This is a genomic window from Streptomyces sp. Go-475 (assembly GCF_003330845.1).
GTDB lineage: Bacteria > Actinomycetota > Actinomycetes > Streptomycetales > Streptomycetaceae > Streptomyces.
Map to the genome: position 1 here is coordinate 8541424 of NZ_CP026121.1, position 17279 is coordinate 8558702.

General features: G+C 71.0%; 18 protein-coding genes and 2 pseudogenes. 13 read left to right on the forward strand and 7 right to left on the reverse strand.

Features of this window, described 5'->3' with window-relative positions; all coding sequences use genetic code 11:
* Window positions 1-122: 122 nt before the first annotated feature.
* Both C1703_RS38690 and C1703_RS38695 read left to right on the forward strand, forming a co-directional pair.
* The gene (locus C1703_RS38690) at window positions 123-944 is read left to right on the forward strand and encodes an endonuclease/exonuclease/phosphatase family protein (protein ID WP_114257193.1); all 822 of its coding nucleotides are present in this window, start codon (window positions 123-125) and stop codon (window positions 942-944) included.
* A 132-nt stretch (window positions 945-1076) separates the two neighbouring features.
* A complete protein-coding gene (locus C1703_RS38695) occupies window positions 1077-1643 on the forward strand; it encodes a hypothetical protein (protein ID WP_114257194.1) in 567 nt (188 codons plus the stop codon).
* A 24-nt stretch (window positions 1644-1667) separates the two neighbouring features.
* Here the strand turns inward: C1703_RS38695 and C1703_RS38700 are convergent, their stop codons facing one another.
* From C1703_RS38700 to C1703_RS38710, 3 genes are all read right to left on the reverse strand, one after another.
* Window positions 1668-2855: a spermidine/putrescine ABC transporter substrate-binding protein gene (locus tag C1703_RS38700; RefSeq protein ID WP_114257195.1), complete on the reverse strand. Its 1188-nt coding sequence runs from the start codon at window positions 2853-2855 to the stop codon at window positions 1668-1670.
* Between the two features lie 63 nt (window positions 2856-2918).
* Window positions 2919-3704: a GNAT family N-acetyltransferase gene (locus C1703_RS38705; RefSeq protein ID WP_114257196.1), complete on the reverse strand. Its 786-nt coding sequence runs from the start codon at window positions 3702-3704 to the stop codon at window positions 2919-2921.
* Window positions 3705-3824: 120 nt separating this feature from the next.
* Entirely contained in the window at window positions 3825-4262 is a 438-nt protein-coding gene (locus C1703_RS38710) for a hypothetical protein (protein ID WP_114257197.1), read from the reverse strand.
* Between the two features lie 85 nt (window positions 4263-4347).
* Here C1703_RS38710 and C1703_RS38715 point away from each other — a divergent pair, with 85 nt between their 5' ends.
* A complete protein-coding gene (locus tag C1703_RS38715; RefSeq protein WP_114257198.1) occupies window positions 4348-5049 on the forward strand; it encodes a helix-turn-helix domain-containing protein in 702 nt (233 codons plus the stop codon).
* A gap of 91 nt (window positions 5050-5140) precedes the next feature.
* Complete coding sequence (locus C1703_RS38720; RefSeq protein ID WP_114257199.1) at window positions 5141-5704, forward strand: dihydrofolate reductase family protein; 564 nt, start codon at window positions 5141-5143, stop codon at window positions 5702-5704.
* A 122-nt stretch (window positions 5705-5826) separates the two neighbouring features.
* Here C1703_RS38720 and C1703_RS38725 read toward each other — a convergent pair whose 3' ends face one another.
* Complete coding sequence (locus C1703_RS38725) at window positions 5827-6285, reverse strand: TIGR03618 family F420-dependent PPOX class oxidoreductase (RefSeq protein ID WP_114257200.1); 459 nt, start codon at window positions 6283-6285, stop codon at window positions 5827-5829.
* A 235-nt stretch (window positions 6286-6520) separates the two neighbouring features.
* On the opposite strand from C1703_RS38725, the gene C1703_RS38730 reads away from it, so the two are divergent.
* Entirely contained in the window at window positions 6521-7177 is a 657-nt protein-coding gene (locus C1703_RS38730; RefSeq protein WP_114257201.1) for an HD domain-containing protein, read from the forward strand.
* A 108-nt stretch (window positions 7178-7285) separates the two neighbouring features.
* Here the strand turns inward: C1703_RS38730 and C1703_RS38735 are convergent, their stop codons facing one another.
* Window positions 7286-8431: a DUF6596 domain-containing protein gene (locus tag C1703_RS38735; RefSeq protein WP_114257202.1), complete on the reverse strand. Its 1146-nt coding sequence runs from the start codon at window positions 8429-8431 to the stop codon at window positions 7286-7288.
* A gap of 8 nt (window positions 8432-8439) precedes the next feature.
* A complete protein-coding gene (locus C1703_RS38740) occupies window positions 8440-8847 on the reverse strand; it encodes a YciI family protein (RefSeq protein ID WP_114257203.1) in 408 nt (135 codons plus the stop codon).
* Window positions 8848-9119: 272 nt separating this feature from the next.
* Here C1703_RS38740 and C1703_RS38745 point away from each other — a divergent pair, with 272 nt between their 5' ends.
* On the forward strand, window positions 9120-9488 hold the full coding sequence (locus tag C1703_RS38745) for a VOC family protein (RefSeq protein WP_114257204.1): 369 nt from the start codon (window positions 9120-9122) through the stop codon (window positions 9486-9488).
* A gap of 112 nt (window positions 9489-9600) precedes the next feature.
* Here C1703_RS38745 and C1703_RS38750 read toward each other — a convergent pair.
* Window positions 9601-10007, reverse strand: a pseudogene (locus C1703_RS38750) (cupin domain-containing protein); the annotation flags it as partial.
* Window positions 10008-10088: 81 nt separating this feature from the next.
* On the opposite strand from C1703_RS38750, the pseudogene C1703_RS38755 reads away from it, so the two are divergent.
* From C1703_RS38755 to C1703_RS38785, 7 genes and pseudogenes are all read left to right on the forward strand, one after another.
* A pseudogene (locus tag C1703_RS38755) lies at window positions 10089-10645 on the forward strand (LysR substrate-binding domain-containing protein); the annotation flags it as partial.
* Between the two features lie 180 nt (window positions 10646-10825).
* A complete protein-coding gene (locus C1703_RS38760) occupies window positions 10826-11782 on the forward strand; it encodes a helix-turn-helix domain-containing protein (RefSeq protein ID WP_114257824.1) in 957 nt (318 codons plus the stop codon).
* 106 nt (window positions 11783-11888) lie between these two features.
* Window positions 11889-12887: a type I glyceraldehyde-3-phosphate dehydrogenase gene (gene gap / locus C1703_RS38765; RefSeq protein ID WP_114257205.1), complete on the forward strand. Its 999-nt coding sequence runs from the start codon at window positions 11889-11891 to the stop codon at window positions 12885-12887.
* A gap of 188 nt (window positions 12888-13075) precedes the next feature.
* Window positions 13076-13726: an HAD-IA family hydrolase gene (locus tag C1703_RS38770; protein WP_114257206.1), complete on the forward strand. Its 651-nt coding sequence runs from the start codon at window positions 13076-13078 to the stop codon at window positions 13724-13726.
* Between the two features lie 206 nt (window positions 13727-13932).
* Window positions 13933-14535: a dihydrofolate reductase family protein gene (locus tag C1703_RS38775; protein WP_114257207.1), complete on the forward strand. Its 603-nt coding sequence runs from the start codon at window positions 13933-13935 to the stop codon at window positions 14533-14535.
* 587 nt (window positions 14536-15122) lie between these two features.
* Window positions 15123-15899 (forward strand): class I SAM-dependent methyltransferase, encoded by a 777-nt coding sequence (locus C1703_RS38780; protein WP_114257208.1) that lies wholly within the window; start codon window positions 15123-15125, stop codon window positions 15897-15899.
* A gap of 49 nt (window positions 15900-15948) precedes the next feature.
* On the forward strand, window positions 15949-17133 hold the full coding sequence (locus C1703_RS38785) for a serpin family protein (protein ID WP_114257209.1): 1185 nt from the start codon (window positions 15949-15951) through the stop codon (window positions 17131-17133).
* Window positions 17134-17279: the final 146 nt, after the last annotated feature.

Here is a 17279-nt window from a genome sequence, read left to right on the forward strand (position 1 = left end):
GTTTCCCACTCCCACCACCGGATCCGTGATCCCGTTCCGCGACTCCGTCCCATAACCTCGTCCAAGGAACCTCGGATGCCACGTGTGTCCACCTGGAGGAGGCGACGGTGCTCAGAAGCGGTATGCGGTTGCTCGCGGGTGTCCTGACCGTCGTCTGCATGGTGCTCATCGGCCCCAGCGCGCCGAGCGGCGCGGTCTCCGCCGGGACCCCGCTCGTCGAGCCCGTCAGGGATGTCGTACCGAACCGGGTCATGACGTGGAACATCTGCAACCCCTGCGAGACGAGCAACGTCGACCGGGCGGCGGAGATCGCCGCGTACGCCCCCCAGGTCATCGGCCTGCAAGAGGCGTGCGTCCGTGATGTCGAGCTGATCCGGGACTACTTGGAGAACCTCCACGGGCTCGTGTACCACGTCGAGTACGGGACGGTGCTCCGCAACTGGGGCCGCTGCGGGGGAGCGCCGTGGAACCCGGGGGCCTTCGGCCAGGCGGTCCTGTCGGCGGCACCGATGGCAGACGTCGTCACCGAGGAGTATCCCGACGGCGGCTCCGAGGACCGCGGGTACGTGGCGGTCACCACCACCGTGGGCGGCCGCTCGGTCCGGGTCTTCAACACCCACCTCGCCCAACGGCGCCAGGAGGAGGTGCGGGCGGGCCAGGTCCGCGTCCTCGCGGCAGAGGCCGCCCGGCACGACCGCGCGATCCTCCTCGGCGACTTCAACGCCGTGCCGGACGCCCCCGAACTCGCCCCGATGTGGGCACTGGCCACGGATACGGACCCCCAGTGCGGCCCTTCGCCCACCGGCACCTGCAAGCCGACCACCGACTGGCAGCTCAAGTTCGACTACGTCTTCCTGCGAGGCATCACCCCGCTCGACCACCGCGTGCTGCCGACCCCGGCCTCCGACCACCACGTGCTGCACACCGACCTGGACCTCGGCTGAGCGGGGTGGTCACGCGGTGCGGCCGTCCGGCCGTCCGGGTGAAACCGCGTCCGGCATGAGCGGCCCATGCCGCCCAGGGGCAAGGCATACCGCCGACTGGTGACCGGATCGACCGACACGCGGAGGAACGCCATGGCCGGTGGACAGAGGACGAACGCCTTCATCTGCCTGAGGGTCCCGCCCGACCTCGTCGACGACCTCGTCGACGTGCAACGGCAGTGCCAGGACCGCGTCGACCCGCAGTACCCGGAGCACATCCACATCACCCTGGGTTTCCTGCACGGCGCCGACGAACGGAAACTGGACGACGCGCGCTCGTTCATCACCGACGGAGCATGGTCCGCTCCGGCCATCCGCCTGACCGGCGAAGTACGCCACGGCAGCTGGACCCTCAGGAAGAACCCGAGCTACCGGTACGACGAGGACACCGTCCAGAAGGGAGAACAGATCCGCCTGGGCATCGAACACACTCCCGAGCTGGCACGCATCCAGCAGGACATCACCCAGTACCTGGACATCGTGGAGGACGATTTCTGGCCCCACGTCACCCTGGGCCTGGCCCGGGAGGACTTCCCGGCCTCTGACGTCAAGGCACTGAGGCTCCCGGCGGTGAGCGGACCAGCGCCCAGTGTCGACGTACAACGGGAGGCGTCGGCCACCGCGTTCACGTTGTTGGTCCGCAAGGAACTCACTCCCTGACCCGTCCAGCAGCCCTGGCTGCGCCTACAACCCCGCGATCCGGTTCCACCGCCGCGCGAACTCCGCCCGCTCCGCCGAGGTGATGTCCCGCGCGATGGCGAGCCGGCCGCGCATCTCCCGGTCGGGGAAGATCAGCGGGTTCTCGGCGAGGGCCGCGGTCTCCGGGTCCCCGGCGGAGGCGAGGACGTCCTGGGCGGAGGGGACCGGGCAGACGTAGGTGACCCAGGCGGCGAGTTCGGCGGCGACCTCGGGCTCGTAGTAGTAGTCGATCAACCGCTCGGCATTCGCCTTGTGGCGGGCGAGGTTGGGGATCATCAGCGACTCGGCCCACAGCTCGGCGCCCTCTTCGGGGACGACGAACTCGATGTCCGGGTCGTCCGCCTGGAGTTGGATCACGTCGCCCGAGTACGCCTGACAGGCCAGGACGTCGCCGCTGGACAGGTCCTTGATGTAGTCGTTGCCCGTGAAGCGCCGGATCTGCCCCCGCCGCACCTGCTTCTCCACCTGGTCGCAGACCGTGTGGAAGTCGTCGGCCGTCCACCTGCCGATGTCGACCCCGTTGCCCTGCATCAGCAGCGCGAACGCCTCGTCCAGGCCCGACAGCAGGGTGACCCGGCCCTTGAGGTCGCTCGCCCACAGATCGGCGACCCGCCGTATCTCGCGGCCCGTCCGGCGCCGGTTGTACGCGATCCCCGTGATCCCGGACTGCCACGGCACCGTGCACCTGCGGCCGGGGTCGAAGGCAGGCGAACGCAGCTGCGGGTCCAGGTACCTGGACACGTTCGGCTGCCGCGCCCGGTCCATCTCCTGCACCCAGCCGAGCCGCGCGAACCGCGCGGCCATCCAGTCACTGACGACGATCAGATCCCGGCCGGTGGACTGATGGTTCATCAGCGCGGGGCTGACCTTGCCGAAGAACTCGTCGTTGTCGTTGATCTCCTCGACGTAGTCCACCGAGATCCCCGTCCGCCTCTCGAAGGCCTCCAAGGTGGGCCGCCGTGACGGCTGTTCCTCGTCGACGTCGATGTACAGCGGCCAGTTCGCCCAGACCAGCCGCCGGTCGGTCGCGGACAGGTCGGTGGCGTCACGATCACCGGGACGCACGTACGCCGCCGGGACCCCGCACCCGGCGAGCCCACCGAGCACGGCCCCGGAGCCCAGTGCGCGGATCAGGGTGCGGCGGGTCAGCGGAGGGATCGTCTTCAACGGCATGGGAGCAGCATGCCGCGCCCCATCAGGACCGGACAATCGACACCGCGTCGAGGTCGGTCGGTGTCAGGGCGACCAGACGTACGGCGTCGTCGTGGTGACCGCGTGCAGGCCGAGGCGGGTGAGGATCGGGGCGCTGTCGGCCGAGGCGTCGACATGGACGTAGGGGACGTCGCGTTCGGCGGCGAGCTGGGCCCGGTGGGCGACCATGGCCCGGTAGATGCCCCGGCCACGCCATTCCGCGAGGGTGGAACCGCCCCAGAGGCCGCCGAAGTCGACGCCGTCCTGGAACACCAGCCACGCCGCGCAGACGACTTCACCGCGTGCCTCGGCGACGAGGACGACGGCGTTCTCCGGGTCGTGACCGATCCGGGCGGTCAGTTCGTCGGCGAGCCAGCTCCAGTCCTCGCCCCAGACGGTGCTCTCCAGGGCGGCGATGCGCTGGAGGTCTGACCGGGCGGTGACACGGCGGAGGGTCACGCCGTCGGGCAGGACGGGGTCGGCGGCGAGGTCCGCGGACCGCCCGATGAGCACGGTCTCCGTGTCCTCGGCGACGAAGCCGGCCGCAGTGAGCCGCTCGGTCAGGTCGGCGGGGAGAACGTGGGCGCGGGTCTTCCATTCCACCGCCTCACCCCGGGCGGCGTAGAAGTCCCGCTGCCGCGCTGTGAGCGTGTCGAGTTCCTCCCCGCGCACACCGAGGTCCCGTGGTCCCGTCACGAAGCCACGGTGCCACCCGACGACACGGGTCAACGGGCCGTCCCGCTCGACGCGGGCGCCGCCGCCGGGCGGGGCGACGCCCCGGAGTCGGGTGTCATACGCGGTACGGAGATCGTCGATCAGCGTGTCCTTCACGCGAACACCGTACGGACCGGGCAAGCGATCGAGAACCCGCCCTCAGGTGCGAGACGCCAAGTCGCTCGGAGCCGGCCTCCCCTCCGCCGGCCCTGCCGCCGCCCGGGCCGCTGTCGGCGGTCAGTGCGGTCGCCGCTCTCCGCGGTAGCGCTGGGCGAGCCGGGCGAGGGCGACCGCGCCGAGCAGCAGTCCGAAGTCGCGCAGCGCGATGTCGTAGTGGCCCGGGATGGTCAGCAGGTTGACGATGATGCCGGCCAGCCATCCGGCCACCAGCCAGCCCCCGAAACGAGGGGCCACGGCGACGACGAGACCCGCGACGATCTCGATCACCCCCACGGCGTACATGGCCGCCTGGGCGCTGCCCGGCACGACGTCGTTGATCCACGGCGCGAGGTAGACCGGCCAGTCCACGAGCAGGTTGGCGAACTTGTCCAGCCCGAACAGGATCGGCGCGGCGGTGAACCCCGTACGCAGGACGACGAACGCCTGGTAGCCGGGATCGCCGAGCGCGCCGCGCCTGGGGGTGGTGGACGGTGTGGTGGTGGTTGCGGACGACATGACGCCCGTCCCTTCTATCGACAACTTTCATTAACGATAGAAGTACGCGACGCTTCTTTAGTCAAGAGCTGTGGGTTTTACACTGGTGTTCGTGGACCACCCGAATGAGGCACCCCCGTCCGATGTCTCCGCCGTCGCCGCTCTGGACGAGCCGACCCGCAGGAGGCTGTACGACCACGTCGTACGGCAGCCGGGACCGGTCAGCCGCGAGGAAGCCGCTGCCGCCCTCGGCCTGGCGCGCCAGACCGCGGCCTTCCACTTGGACCGCCTGGCGGACGAAGCACTCCTGGACGTCGTCTACGAGCGCCGCAGCGGCCGCACCGGCCCGGGAGCCGGACGGCCGGCCAAGCTGTACAAGCGCTCCGCGAAGCAGGTCACCGTCAGCCTGCCGGAACGCCGCTACGAACTGGCCGGACGGCTCCTCGCCCAGGCCCTGGAGGACGCCGAGACCACCGGCGAACCGGTCCGCACCGTCCTGCACCGAAAGGCCCGGACCCTCGGCGCGCAGCTCGCCGCGCAGGACGCTGCGAGCGTGTTCGACCTCCTGGAGCGGTACGGCTTCGAGCCGCGCTTCGACGGCGAGGCGATCGTGCTGGGCAACTGCCCCTTCCACGAACTGGCCCGCGAGCACACCCAGACCGTGTGCGGCATGAACCTCCACCTGCTCAGCGGCGTCCTCGAAGGACGCGGTGACGGCACCCTCCAGGCATGCCTGGCCCCGAGCCCCGGCCACTGCTGCGTCCGCCTGGAACCGGCTCCGTCCCCGCCCGCGACCGCCGACGCCTGACGTCCAGGGGATCCAGCGGACCCCGCGAGCCGTGACGAGTCCTGCGGCGTCCGGACCGTACGGTCGAACCGGCTACCGAGGAGGACTGCCGATGCGCAGAGTGACCTATTCGATGAGCGTCTCGCTCGACGGTTACATCGTCGGACCGGACGGCAGCTTCGACTGGACGGCGCCCGACGAGGAGGTCTTCCGCTTCTGGATCGACGAGATCAGGGAAGTGGGCGTCCACCTGATGGGACGGCGGCTCTACGAGACGATGCTGTACTGGGAGACCGCGGACCAGGATCCATCGCTCGACGACTCGGAACTCGAGTGGACGGCGCTCTGGAAGCCGCTCCCCAAGGTGGTGTTCTCCACCACGCTGTCGACGGTCCAGGGCCATGCCCGCCTGGCCTCCGGCAGCCTGGTGGAGGAGATCGAGCGGTTGCGGGCCGAGCCGGGGGAGGGCGACATCGCGATCGGCGGCGCCACCCTCGCCGCCGAGGCGGCCGCGTCGGACCTGATCGACGAGTACCGGACCGTGGTCTACCCGGTGCTGGTCGGCGGTGGCATTCCGTTCTTTCCCCGGAACGAGCGCCGGGTGGATCTCGAACTCGTCGAGACCCGCACCTTCCACTCGAGATTCGCCTACCTCCGCTACCGGGTGGCGCGCTAGGGAGCGCCGCGAAAGTGGATCAAGGCCGCTGGGGGCCTACGACTGTGCTTGGCGGTCGAGCACGGACACAAGCCGCTGCCCGGTCATCGCCACCGCACGAGCGATGACCGGGACGGTCGCCCCTAGCCGTTGATGTCCAGGGCCGTCCCGTACAGCCGCTCCACCCTCAGCCGAATGACGACCCTGCGCTCGGCGACCAGCTGCTTGAGGAACGCGTCTTCGTCCTCCGGCTTCGCGGCCGCCGGGATCATCGCGAGCAGCTCCCGCCCGACCGCGTCCCCGGGAACCGTCGTGATCTCCGAGGCCTCCGCCGCGCCCTCGGCGACGGCGAACGACCAGACGTCGCCACCCTGCACGTGCAGCGCCGCGCGGGGGTTGCGCTGCAGGTGTTTGACCTTGATGCGGTCGGCCGTGGTCGACATTCTGACGATGCGGGCCTCGGGGTCCCAGCTGTAGAGCATGGTGGTCAGGTGCGGATGGCCACTTTGCTTGACAGTGGCGAGGGTCCCGAACTGCTGCCCGGCGAGCAGGTCGGAGAGGGCTTCGTCGGACAGGGAACGCGGCGCTGGTCCTTGAGTCATGCTCCGCTCAACTCCCGTGACGTCCCTGGCATTCCACAGCCCTCTTCGGCTACTCGACCGATGCCGGCACCCCCCGAGCACGCGCGTACGTGCCGGACACGTCCGGGCCCACCACCCGGACGCGCCACCCTCGCCGGCACCGACCGCTCCCCGCACTGCCTGCACTGGTTCTGCCCGGGTCCTCGATCTTCCCGACTGCCTGTGCACCGGGGCCCCGCGTGCCACGATGAACCGCATGAAGGACGAACGCCGCAGGCTGCTCGCAGACAAGACGCCCTTCCCCGACGATCTCGACGAAAGGCTGCGCGCCCAGTTCACCTTCCTCGTGGAGGTGGACCAGCTCAAGACCGTCCTGCGCCAGTCGCCTCTCGCTGCGGCGGACCGCCGTGAGAACGACGCGGAGCACTCGTGGCACCTGGCGATGATGGTGGTGCTGCTCGCCGAACACTCCGACCAGCCCATCGACGTGGCTCACACCATCGAACTGGTCCTGGTGCACGACCTCGTGGAGATCTACGCCGGCGACACCCCGCTCTACGACACCATTGCGGGGATGGACCAGCAGGAGCGGGAAGCCGTCGCGGCCGACGAACTCTTCGACCTGCTCCCGACGGACCAGGCCCGGCGCCTGCGGGCTCTGTGGGACGAATTCGAGGAACGCCGCACCCCCGAAGCCCGATTCGCCAAGGCCATGGACCGGCTGCAGCCGCTGCTCCTCAACTGGATGGCGCGCGGCGGCACTTGGCGCACTCCGGGCGTCACCGCCGACGATGTCCGAGCCCGCAAGGCGGTCATCGGGGACGCGTCGTCCTCGTTGTGGAAGGCCGGGCGGCGCCTCATCGACGAGGGCGAGGCACGCGGCTGGTCGAGGAGCGCCGCACCCGAGGCCTGACGGATGATCAGGCCGACGCCCCTTTCCTCCAGTACCGATGCTGGCCGGTCGCGGGGGCCGCACCGCGCCCAGGGCCGCGGCACACGCCCACACGCCGGGCGCGATCCGTCAGCGGCGCAGGCGGGCGTTGAGCCGGGCGGCCTGCCGCGTCAGGTGCTGGCGCTCGGGGAGGCTGGGTGCTCTGTGGGCCGCCTCGGCATACAACCGTGCCGCCGTCGCGAGGTCGCCGTCGCGCTCGTGGAGGTACGCGGCCACCGCGGTGTGGCGGGGCAGCGAGGCGTCCAGTGCCGCGAGCGCCGCCAGCCCGGCGCGCGGTCCGTCGGCCTCGCCGACGGCGACCGCGCGGTTGAGCCGGACGATGGGGCTGCCGGTCAGCCGCACGAGCTCGTCGTACCACTCGACGATCTGCACCCAGTCGGTCTCCTCCGCTCTGGGCGCGTCGGCGTGGAGGGCGGCGATGGCCGCCTGGGCCTGGAACTCGCCCAGCCGGTCGCGGACGAGGGCCGCCTGCAGGATCGAAACGCCTTCGGCGATCAACCCGGTGTCCCAGCGGCCGCGGTCCTGCTCGGCGAGCGGCACCAGACTGCCGTCGGGCGCGGTCCGGGCGGCGCGCCGGGCGTGGTGCAGCAGCATGAGGGCGAGCAGCCCCGCCACCTCGGGGTGGTCGATGGCGGCCGCGAGCTGCCGGGTGAGCCGGATGGCCTCGGCGGCGAGGTCGACGTCACCGGAGTAGCCCTCGTTGAAGACCAGGTAGAGGACGCGCAGCACGGTGGCGACGTCGCCGGGCTGGTCGAACCGCACACCGGCCAGAGTGCGCTTGGCCCGGCTGATCCGCTGGGCCATGGTTGCCTCGGGCACCAGGTAGGCCTGGGCGATCTGGCGGGTGGTGAGCCCGCCGACCGCGCGGAGCGTCAGCGCGGTGGCGGAGGACGACGTCAGCGACGGGTGGGCGCACAGGAAGTAGAGCCGGAGCGTGTCGTCCGCCGCGGGCATGGGCCCGGGCGCCGGCTCCTGCAGGACGAGGTCCTCGCGCCGGCGACGGGCGGCGTCCGCCCGGGTCTGGTCGAGGAACTTGCGCCACGCCACGGTGACCAGCCAGCCCTTCGCGTCCCGCGGCGGGTCGGCCGGCCACACGCGCAGCGCCTCCACCAGCGCCTCCTGCACGGCGTCCTCGGCCGCCGCGAAGTCGGCTCCGCGGCGGACGAGGAGGGCGAGCACGCCGGGTGTGAGGCTGCGGAGCAGGGCCTCGTCCATGGGTGAGGTCACTCCGTGATGGTGGCCGTGGTGCCGTAGAAGGGGCGCACCTCGAGCCACTCGTGGATCGGCTTCCCGCCCGCCCCGGGGGCGGCCGACAGCTCCCCGGCCAGCTCGACGGCGCGCTCGTAGCTGTCGACGTCGATCACCATCCACCCGGCGATGAGGTCCTTGGTCTCGGCGAACGGGCCGTCGGTGACCGGCGGGCGCCCTTCACCGTCGTAGCGGACCCAGGCGCCCTCGGGGGCGAGCGCCTGGCTGTCGACGTACTCGCCGGTCTTCTCCAGCCGGGCCGCGAAGTCGTTCATGTACTGCACGTGCGCCGAGATCTCCTCGGGCGTCCACTCGCTCATCGGCACGTCGTTGACGGCCGCCGGAGCGCCGCGGTAGTGCTTGAGCAGCAGGTACTTGGCCATTTTGTCTTCTCCTGGGTGCTGGTGCGGCCCATTGTGGTCGCGTTCACCCCAGGGACGAAGCAGGCCACGGGTTCTCGACATCGCCGCCCAAGATTTTTTCGGGGCTCTCGCGGACGAGCCGTAGGCGCGACTCTGGTCGCCATCCACCCAGGTGCCAATGGCGTGGCACGGCACAGGCCGCCCGGGGCCCACCGCCACCCCACCCGCCGCCGATGAGTTCACCGTCCACGAACGGTCTACCCAGCGCCCCGACCGTTCCCGACAGGAGTGCCATGTCCACCATCCAGCCGGTGATCCTCACCGCCGACCAGGACGTCCTGCTCGACTTCTATACGAAACTGTTCGGCGCCGAGGAGATCTTCCGGGTACCGGCGGAGGGCCCGGCCTTCTACCTCGGCTTGCGCATCGGCGACACCGATCTCGGGCTGGTGGCCAAGGCGACCCCGGGGACGGGAGCGGCGCCGCGGCTCCTGCTCAGCATCGGTGTCGACGACGTCGACGAGACGCTCAGCCGGGTGACGGCGCTGGGCGGCTCGGTCCGCAGCGGCCCCACCGACATGCCGTGGGGACAACGCGTCGCCCACATCTTCGACCCCGACGGCAACCCGGTGAACCTCACTCAGCCCACCCCGGCCCCCTGACGCAGCGCCGGGGCATGCGCTGACCGCGTGCCATCACCGAGGGAGATCAACTGTCGGGAGCGGCCTCGACGCACGTCAGGCCCTGCCCCGGGCGCCGCCACCGAGGCCGGCGGCCGGCGAGGACCTCCTGGAGGCCCCGGAAGTACTGCACGTACAGGTCGGGCGTGAATGTGCTGAGCATGACGGCGGGCCGGTCGGTCACCTTGGCGAAGGTGCGCGGCGTGCCCGGCGGAACGATCACGAGCGTGCCGGCGGTGGCGTCGTGGTCCTCCTGCCCGACGGTGAAGCGCACGGAGCCGGAGAGGACGTAGAAGCCCTCGTCGTGTCGGGCGTGGCGGTGCTGCGGCGGTCCCCGGGGTGTGCGGCGCAAGGACGGACTCGGCGATCGCGAGGCGGTGCCCGGTGTGGCTGCCGTCCTCCAGCACGCGCATGCGCGTGGCGCCCAGAACGATCGTCTCGCCGTCGCCGGGACGCACCACCTTCGGTCTGCGGCTGGCTGGTCCTGCCTTCTTCGGTCATGCCCACGAGTGCACCGCCCGCCCCCTGCCGATGTCCAGGACCTGTCCCGCGGGGCCGATACCCGGTGGGTATCGTTGCGGCGTGGAGTCACGGACCCTGCGCTACGTCGTGGCGGTCGCCGAGGAACACCACTTCGGCCGGGCCGCCACCCGGCTGCACATGAGTCAGCCGCCGCTGAGCCGGGCGATCAAGCAGTCGGAGGCCGACGTCGGGGCCCTGCTCGCCAGAGCCACCCCGGCATCGACGTCCGCGTCCGCGACACCGATCTGACCGACCCGACGTGCGGGCTGCGCGCCGGACTGGTCGACGTGGCCCTCACCCGGGCGCCCTTCGACGAGACCGCCCTGACGGTGCGTGCGCTGCGGACCGACCCGGTCGGCGTGGTCCTGCGCGCCGACGATCCGCTGGCCCGCCGCGGCCAACTGCGGCTGGCCGAGCTGAACGACCACCGCTGGTTCCAGTTCCCGCAGGGCACCGACCCCGTCCGGCAGTCGTACTGGAACGGCGGCAGCCCGCGCGAGGGGCCAGTGGTGCGCGCCGTCCAGGAATGCCTGCAGGCCGTCCTGTGGAACGGCACGGTCGGCCAGGCCCCGCTCGGACACGACCTGCCCGCGGGGTTGGCCCTGGTACCGCTGGCCCTGGTACCGCTGGGCTGTAGCCACCGAGGCGAGGCCTGCTCCGGGAGCAGCGGGACGGCCCGCACCCCACACCACCGTCCCCGAAGGGGCGCCCGGTCTCCAGCGCGACCACGATCACGCACGGCCAGCCCTCCTCATGCCATGGGCGCATCGGCATCACGCCCCCGTAGCCTTTGTCCCGTGCCGTCCTCCCGCCTCCACCGCGTCGCCGTCCTCGTCCTCGAGGGCGCAAAGCCACTCGACGTCGGCATCCCCGCCCAGGTCTTCACGACCCGCGCGAGCATGCCGTACGAGGTGCGGGTCTGCGGGGCGACACCCGGCCTCGTCACCGGCGGCGACGGCCTGTCCTACTCCGTCGCCCACGGCCTGGACGCGCTGGCCTGGGCCGACATCGTCTTCGTGCCCGGCTACCGCCACCCGGACCGCGACGACCCGCCGCAGCCCGTCACCGACGCGCTGCTCGCCGCCCACGCCCGGGGCGCACGGCTCGCCGCCATCTCCACCGGCGCCTTCGCACTCGCCGCCACCGGCCTGCTCGACGGCAGACGCGCCACCACGCATTGGCACTACACACGCGCACTGAAAGCCAGACATCCGCGCATCCTGGTCGACGAGAACGTCCTGTTCGTCGACGAGGGCAGCGTGCTCACCTCGGCCGGCGCCGCCTCCGGCATCGACCTGTGCCTGCACATCCTGCGCGGCGACCTCGGAGTGGCCGCCTCGAACCACGCCGCCCGCCGCCTGGTCGCGGCCCCCTACCGCAGCGGCGGCCAGGCCCAGTACGTGCCACGCAGCGTTCCCGAGCCGCTCGGCGAGCGCTTCGGCGCCACCCGCCAGTGGGCACTGCACCACCTCGGTGAGCCCCTCACCCTGGACCTCCTGGCCCGGCAGGCCGGCGTCTCGCCCCGCACGTTCTCCCGCCGCTTCGTCGAAGAGACCGGCTACACGCCGATGCAGTGGGTGATGCGGGCCCGCGTCGACCTCGCCCGCGAACTGCTGGAGCGCTCCGAGCGCAGCGTCGAACAGATCGCCGCCGACGTCGGCCTCGGCACCGGCGCAAACCTGCGCCTGCACTTCCAGCGCATCCTGGGCACCACCCCGAGCGAATACCGACGCACCTTCACCCGCGGCGAATAGCGCCCGCCCGCCCATGGCCAGATCCTTGTGAACCGTGGCGATAGCGCCACTGTCCGTGCCGCGGCCCGCACGCGAGCCTGGGGAGCGAAGGGAAGGGACATCACCTATGACTCGCATCGCCATCAACGGGTTCGGCCGCATCGGACGCAATGTGCTGCGCGCCCTGCTGGAACGCGACAGCACTCTCGAGGTCGTCGCCGTCAACGACCTCACCGAGCCCGCCACGCTCGCCCGGCTGCTCGCCTACGACAGCACGGCCGGCCGGCTCGGACGTCCGGTCACCGCCGAGGGGGACGCCCTCGTCGTCGACGGACGCCGGATCACGGTGCTGGCCGAGCGCGAACCGGCGCAGCTGCCCTGGGCCCGACTCGGCGTCGACATCGTCGTGGAGGCCACCGGCCGCTTCACCTCCGCCAAAGCCGCCCGCGCCCATCTCGACGCAGGCGCGCGCAAGGTCCTCGTCAGCGCACCGTCCGACGGCGCCGACGTCACCCTCGCCTTCGGCGTCAACACCGACGCCTACGACCCCGGCCTGCACACGATCGTCTCCAACGCTTCCTGCACCACCAACGCGCTCGCCCCGCTGGCCAAGGTGCTCGACGACCTCGCCGGTATCGAGCACGGCTTCATGACGACCGTGCACGCCTACACCCAGGAGCAGAACCTGCAGGACGGCCCGCACCGCGACGCCCGCCGCGCCCGCGCCGCCGGCGTCAACATCGTGCCGACCACGACCGGCGCCGCGAAGGCGATCGGCCTGGTGCTGCCGGGCCTGGACGGCAAGCTGTCGGGCGACTCCATCCGCGTACCGGTGCCGGTGGGCTCGATCGTCGAACTCAACACGACCGTCGCCCGCGACGTGACCCGCGAGGACGTGCTCGCCGCCTACCAGACCGCGGCCACGGGGCCGCTCGCCGGCATCCTGGAGTACTCCGACGACCCGCTCGTCTCCTCCGACATCGTGGGCAACCCCGCCTCGTCCATCTTCGACGCGGCCCTCACCCGCGTCGACGGCCGCCACGTCAAGGTCGTCGCCTGGTACGACAACGAGTGGGGCTTCTCCAACCGAGTGATCGACACCCTGCAACTCCTCGCCACCGCCTGACCGGACGCGGATCGCACGCTCAAGGCCCGTTCGGAAGGCGGGCCTTGATGCCCCGGGCATTGCCACGCGGGACTATGATCACCAGCAAGGCGGGGTCGTAGCACAGAGGTAGTGCGCCGGGTGGGCGGTGACAAGGAACTTCTGTTTGCGGTCGAGCAGCGGCCGAGCGCTGTGCTACTCCTGGGCAGGTGACGGCTTCCGAGACATCCAGCAGGCCCTTCGACGCGGTGCTGTGCGACCTCGACAACGTGATTCGCTTCTACGACATGGCTCCACTGGCCGAGTTGGAACGCGCCGTGGGAGTGGCCGAGGGCACCACCACAGAGGTGGCCTACGCCCCTGAAGTGGACCTGCCGCTCCTCCTCGGCAAGATCACCAAGGAGGCATGGGTGGACTCCATCGCGTCGGCGCTGTCCGGCCGGATACCGCCGACGCGCGCCCGTGAGCTGGGACTGGCCCTTGCCGACGCTCCGTTCCGGGCCGACGACGTGGTGGTGGCCATGCTGCGCCGGGTGCGGGAACACATGCCCCTGGCCCTCGTGACCAACGCGACCCTGGAACTGGAGCGCGACCTTGAGTCGATGGGACTGGCGGATCTCGCGGACCACGTCGTCAGCAGTGCCCGGGTGGGGGTCGCCAAGCCTGACGAGGCCATCTACAGAATCGCAGCCGAGCGGGCCGGAGTCGCCGCCCACCGGTGCCTGTTCGTGGACGACCGATGGGAGAACGTCGAGACTGCCGTCTCGCTCGGAATGACCGGTGTGCACTACCAGGGGCCTGCCGACCTCCGGAAGGTGCTGGCCTTTCTGCCGGGCAACTGGGAAGCTCCCCCCGGTTGATCGAACACCGCAGCCGAGGCCCCGCCCGGTCGGCCTACTCGCCCAGCTCGCCGAGGCGCGCCAGCCGCAGAAGACAACGGTTCAGCGGCCGGCACGCGACGTACGACCGCTACGAGAGCCGCCTCCACGCGGAGCGACTCGCCGCGACGGAGTGACCTCGACGCGCACTGGCGCATCACCGACAGCACCGACACGAGGAGCACGACATGACAGCGCAGCTCACCGGCCGCAGAGTCGTCACCAACCTGGCCCTCTCCCTCGACGGCCACTACGCCGCGCCGGACAACCCGCAGGACATGAGCTGGGTGATGCCGTACGCCGTCTCGGACGTCGCCCGCGACCATCTGACGAGCCTGTGGGAGTCGGCCACGACAGCCCTGCTCGGACGGGTCAACGCCGAGGGGTTCCTGGGCTTCTGGCCCACCGTCATCGGCATGGACGGCGCCGACCCGCGCGACGAGGGCTTCGCGAAGTGGCTCGTCGACACCGACAAAGTGGTTCTCTCCTCCACACTCGACCAGGCGCCGTGGGAGCGGACGACTGTGGTCGACAAGCCGGCCGCGGAGGTAGTCGGGGACCTGAAAGCAACCGACGGCGGCGACATTCTCGTGCTCTCCAGCGCGAGCGTCATCAAGGCGCTGCTGGCGGCCGACAAGGTCGACCGGCTCGCGCTCACGGTCTTCCCGGTCTTCCTCGGCGGCGGGCCCCGCCTCTTCGACGACGGTCTGCCCGCAGGGCAGTGGAGTCTCGTCAGCCACACCGCGGGCGAGCACGGCACGCTGGCCCTCGTCTACGACCGAGTCCGCTGAGCCGGCCGACTGGCCCAACATCGCGCAGCGGCTGCTTCACCGGGTGAGGATGATGCCGAGGAGGGTCCGAAATGGCCTCCGAATGCTGGGCAGTCTGGATGACACCGTCGCTGATCCGGGCGAACACCGAGATCCCGGCCCCGCCACTTGCGCGAACCCGCTGACCTCGCTCAGCACGGGCGGTTCGTACACCTCAGGCTCCGCCACAGACGGTTCCTGCTCCACGGCACGCTGCCTTCACCCTGCCCGCCGGCCCGGGTCGCGACGGTGCGGAGACGGCGGCTGGTCTCTGCGGGCAGCCAGACCTGCGTCCGGAGTTCGTCCTTCGCCTCCTGGCGCCCCTTCACCCACGCGGCGTGCCGGCCGACGGCCCGCCTGCCGTCTCGCCTCCCGCTCTTTGACCCAGGCCGCCCCAGGCGTCCTGGGCGGGATCGTATGACTCCTGCCCGGAGGCCTGAAGCAGCGCGACGATCCGGCGCCATTCGATGGGTTTGGCCGCCCACAGCTCCGCCAGCATCACGCCGGGAGGCTTTGGCACATTCTCCGCCACCTGCGCCTCCCTCAGGCCATGTCGGTAACCTCGGGCCATGCCCGAGACATCGGTGGCGCGCTTCTACGACGAACTGGCCGACGACTACCACCTGATCTACTCCGACTGGGACACGAGCATCCGTCGGCAAGCGGACGCCCTGGATGCCCTGATCGGCAAAGATCACGCGGAGGTTCTCGACTGTTCCTGCGGCATCGGCACGCAGGCGATCGGCCTGGCGCTGCGCGGGCATCGGGTCACCGGGACCGACCTCAGCCCCCGCGCCGCTGCCCGCGCTGCCCACGAGGCTGCCCGCCGGAACCTGAGCTTGCGCACGGCCGCTGCCGATATGCGACATCTCCCGTTTCCTGATGGCCGGTTCGACACGGTCGTCTGCGCCGACAACTCGCTGCCTCACCTGCTGACTGAGCAGGATGTGCACGCAGCCCTGGCCGAGATGCGCCGCGTGCTGCGCCCCGACGGCCTGCTGCTGGTCAGCACACGCCACTACGACGACCTGCTGCGCGACCGCCCGACTTCGACACCGCCGCAAATCCACAAGAACGTCGACTGCGCCGACGGCGAAGAACGAACTGTCACTTTCCAGCTCTGGAACTGGCACGACGACGGCGAGCACTACGACTTGGAGCACTTCCAGCTCCTTCCAGCAGGCGGAGAATGGCGTGTCAAGGTCCGCCGTACTACTTACTGGGCACTCTGCCGGGACCGGCTGGCCGGCCTCGCGGCCGAGGCCGGGTTCGTCGACCCCGAGTGGGGGATGCCGCAGGAGACGGGCTTCTTCCAGCCGCTGCTCGTGGCCCGCGCCGGCGAGTAGGAGACCTCACCACTCCATGTGGGAGGGCTGCGCTGACGATGCGGGCGGAATGGGAGTGGCGATGAGTACGGTCCACGCGGTGAACGGGTTGACCGTGCGGTGGGCGGGTGTCTCGCAGAGCGGCACGGTGTTCTCGGCGGCTGGGGTGTGGCCGCTGCTGGCTCACCTGGCCGACGGAGCCGAGGGCGCCGCGCGGGCCGAGCTGGCGGAGGCCCTCGGGCTTCCTGCCGGGCAAGCGGCGGAAGCAGCACGCGAGTTGCTCGCCGCGATGGGCGCCATGCGGGGACTGGACACAGCTCTGAGGCTGTGGACGAAGCGCACGCTGGAGTTGAGGGGGGAGTGGGAGGCGGGCCTGCCGGCCGACACCCACGGGGTGCTCACCGGGGACCCCGTGGCCGACCACCAGGCGCTGGACGCCTGGACGGTGAAACGGACCGACGGGCTGATCGACCGTATGCCGGTCACGCTGACCGAGGACACGCAGATGGTGCTGGCGAGCGCGCTGACCTTGCGCACGCAGTGGCTGAGCCCCTTCCACGAAATGGAACTGGAGACGGCGTACGAGCCGTGGGCCGCCAGGCCGCGGCTGGGGCTGTGGCGCTCCAGTGCCGTGCTGGACCGGGTCGGGCTGGCGGACACACCAGGCGGATACGTCACCGAGCTGAAGGTGCTGGGGAACAACGCCCTGGACGTACACCTGCTGCTCGGTGACGTAGGAATGAAGCCGGGGCAGGTGCTGGGAGCCGGAGTCGGCATCCTCGCGGGCCGGTACGCGGTCCTGCCGGGGCCGCGGCTGCCCTACGGGGACGTGGGCCCCGGCCTGCGGGTCGAGAAGGTGCGCTGCAGCCGGCCCGAGCCGCCGTCGCTGGAGGTGACGACCGCGGCGTACGACATGAGCGCGAGCCACGATCTGCTGAAGCTGCACGGGTTGTTCGGGCTCACGACGGCACGGGACTCCTCGCGCGGGCATTTCCCCGGCATCAGCGACTTCCCGCTCGCCATCGGGTCGGCCGAGCAGAACACCAGGGCGAAGTTCGGCGCGCTGGGTTTCGAGGCCGCCGCGGTGACGGCGTTCAGCGCCGTCCCCGGAGGCCTGCCCGACCTCCGCTACGTCACCACCCAGATCAGCGCCACCTTCGACCGGCCCTTCGGCTTCCTCGCCCTGCATCGCCATACGCGGCTCGTGCTGGCGGCGGGCTGGGTCACGGATCCGTTGCCGTTCCCCGAGTATTGATCGCTGAGGCGGCACAGCGGGGACAGGCGGATCTGTCGCTGGTCAGCGCGGCTTCCACGGTCACTCGCGCCCACCACGACGGGGCCCGCTCGGCCGTGGGCGCGGAGATGCCGGCTGGCAAGGTGCAGCGTGAGGCGACCAAGCAG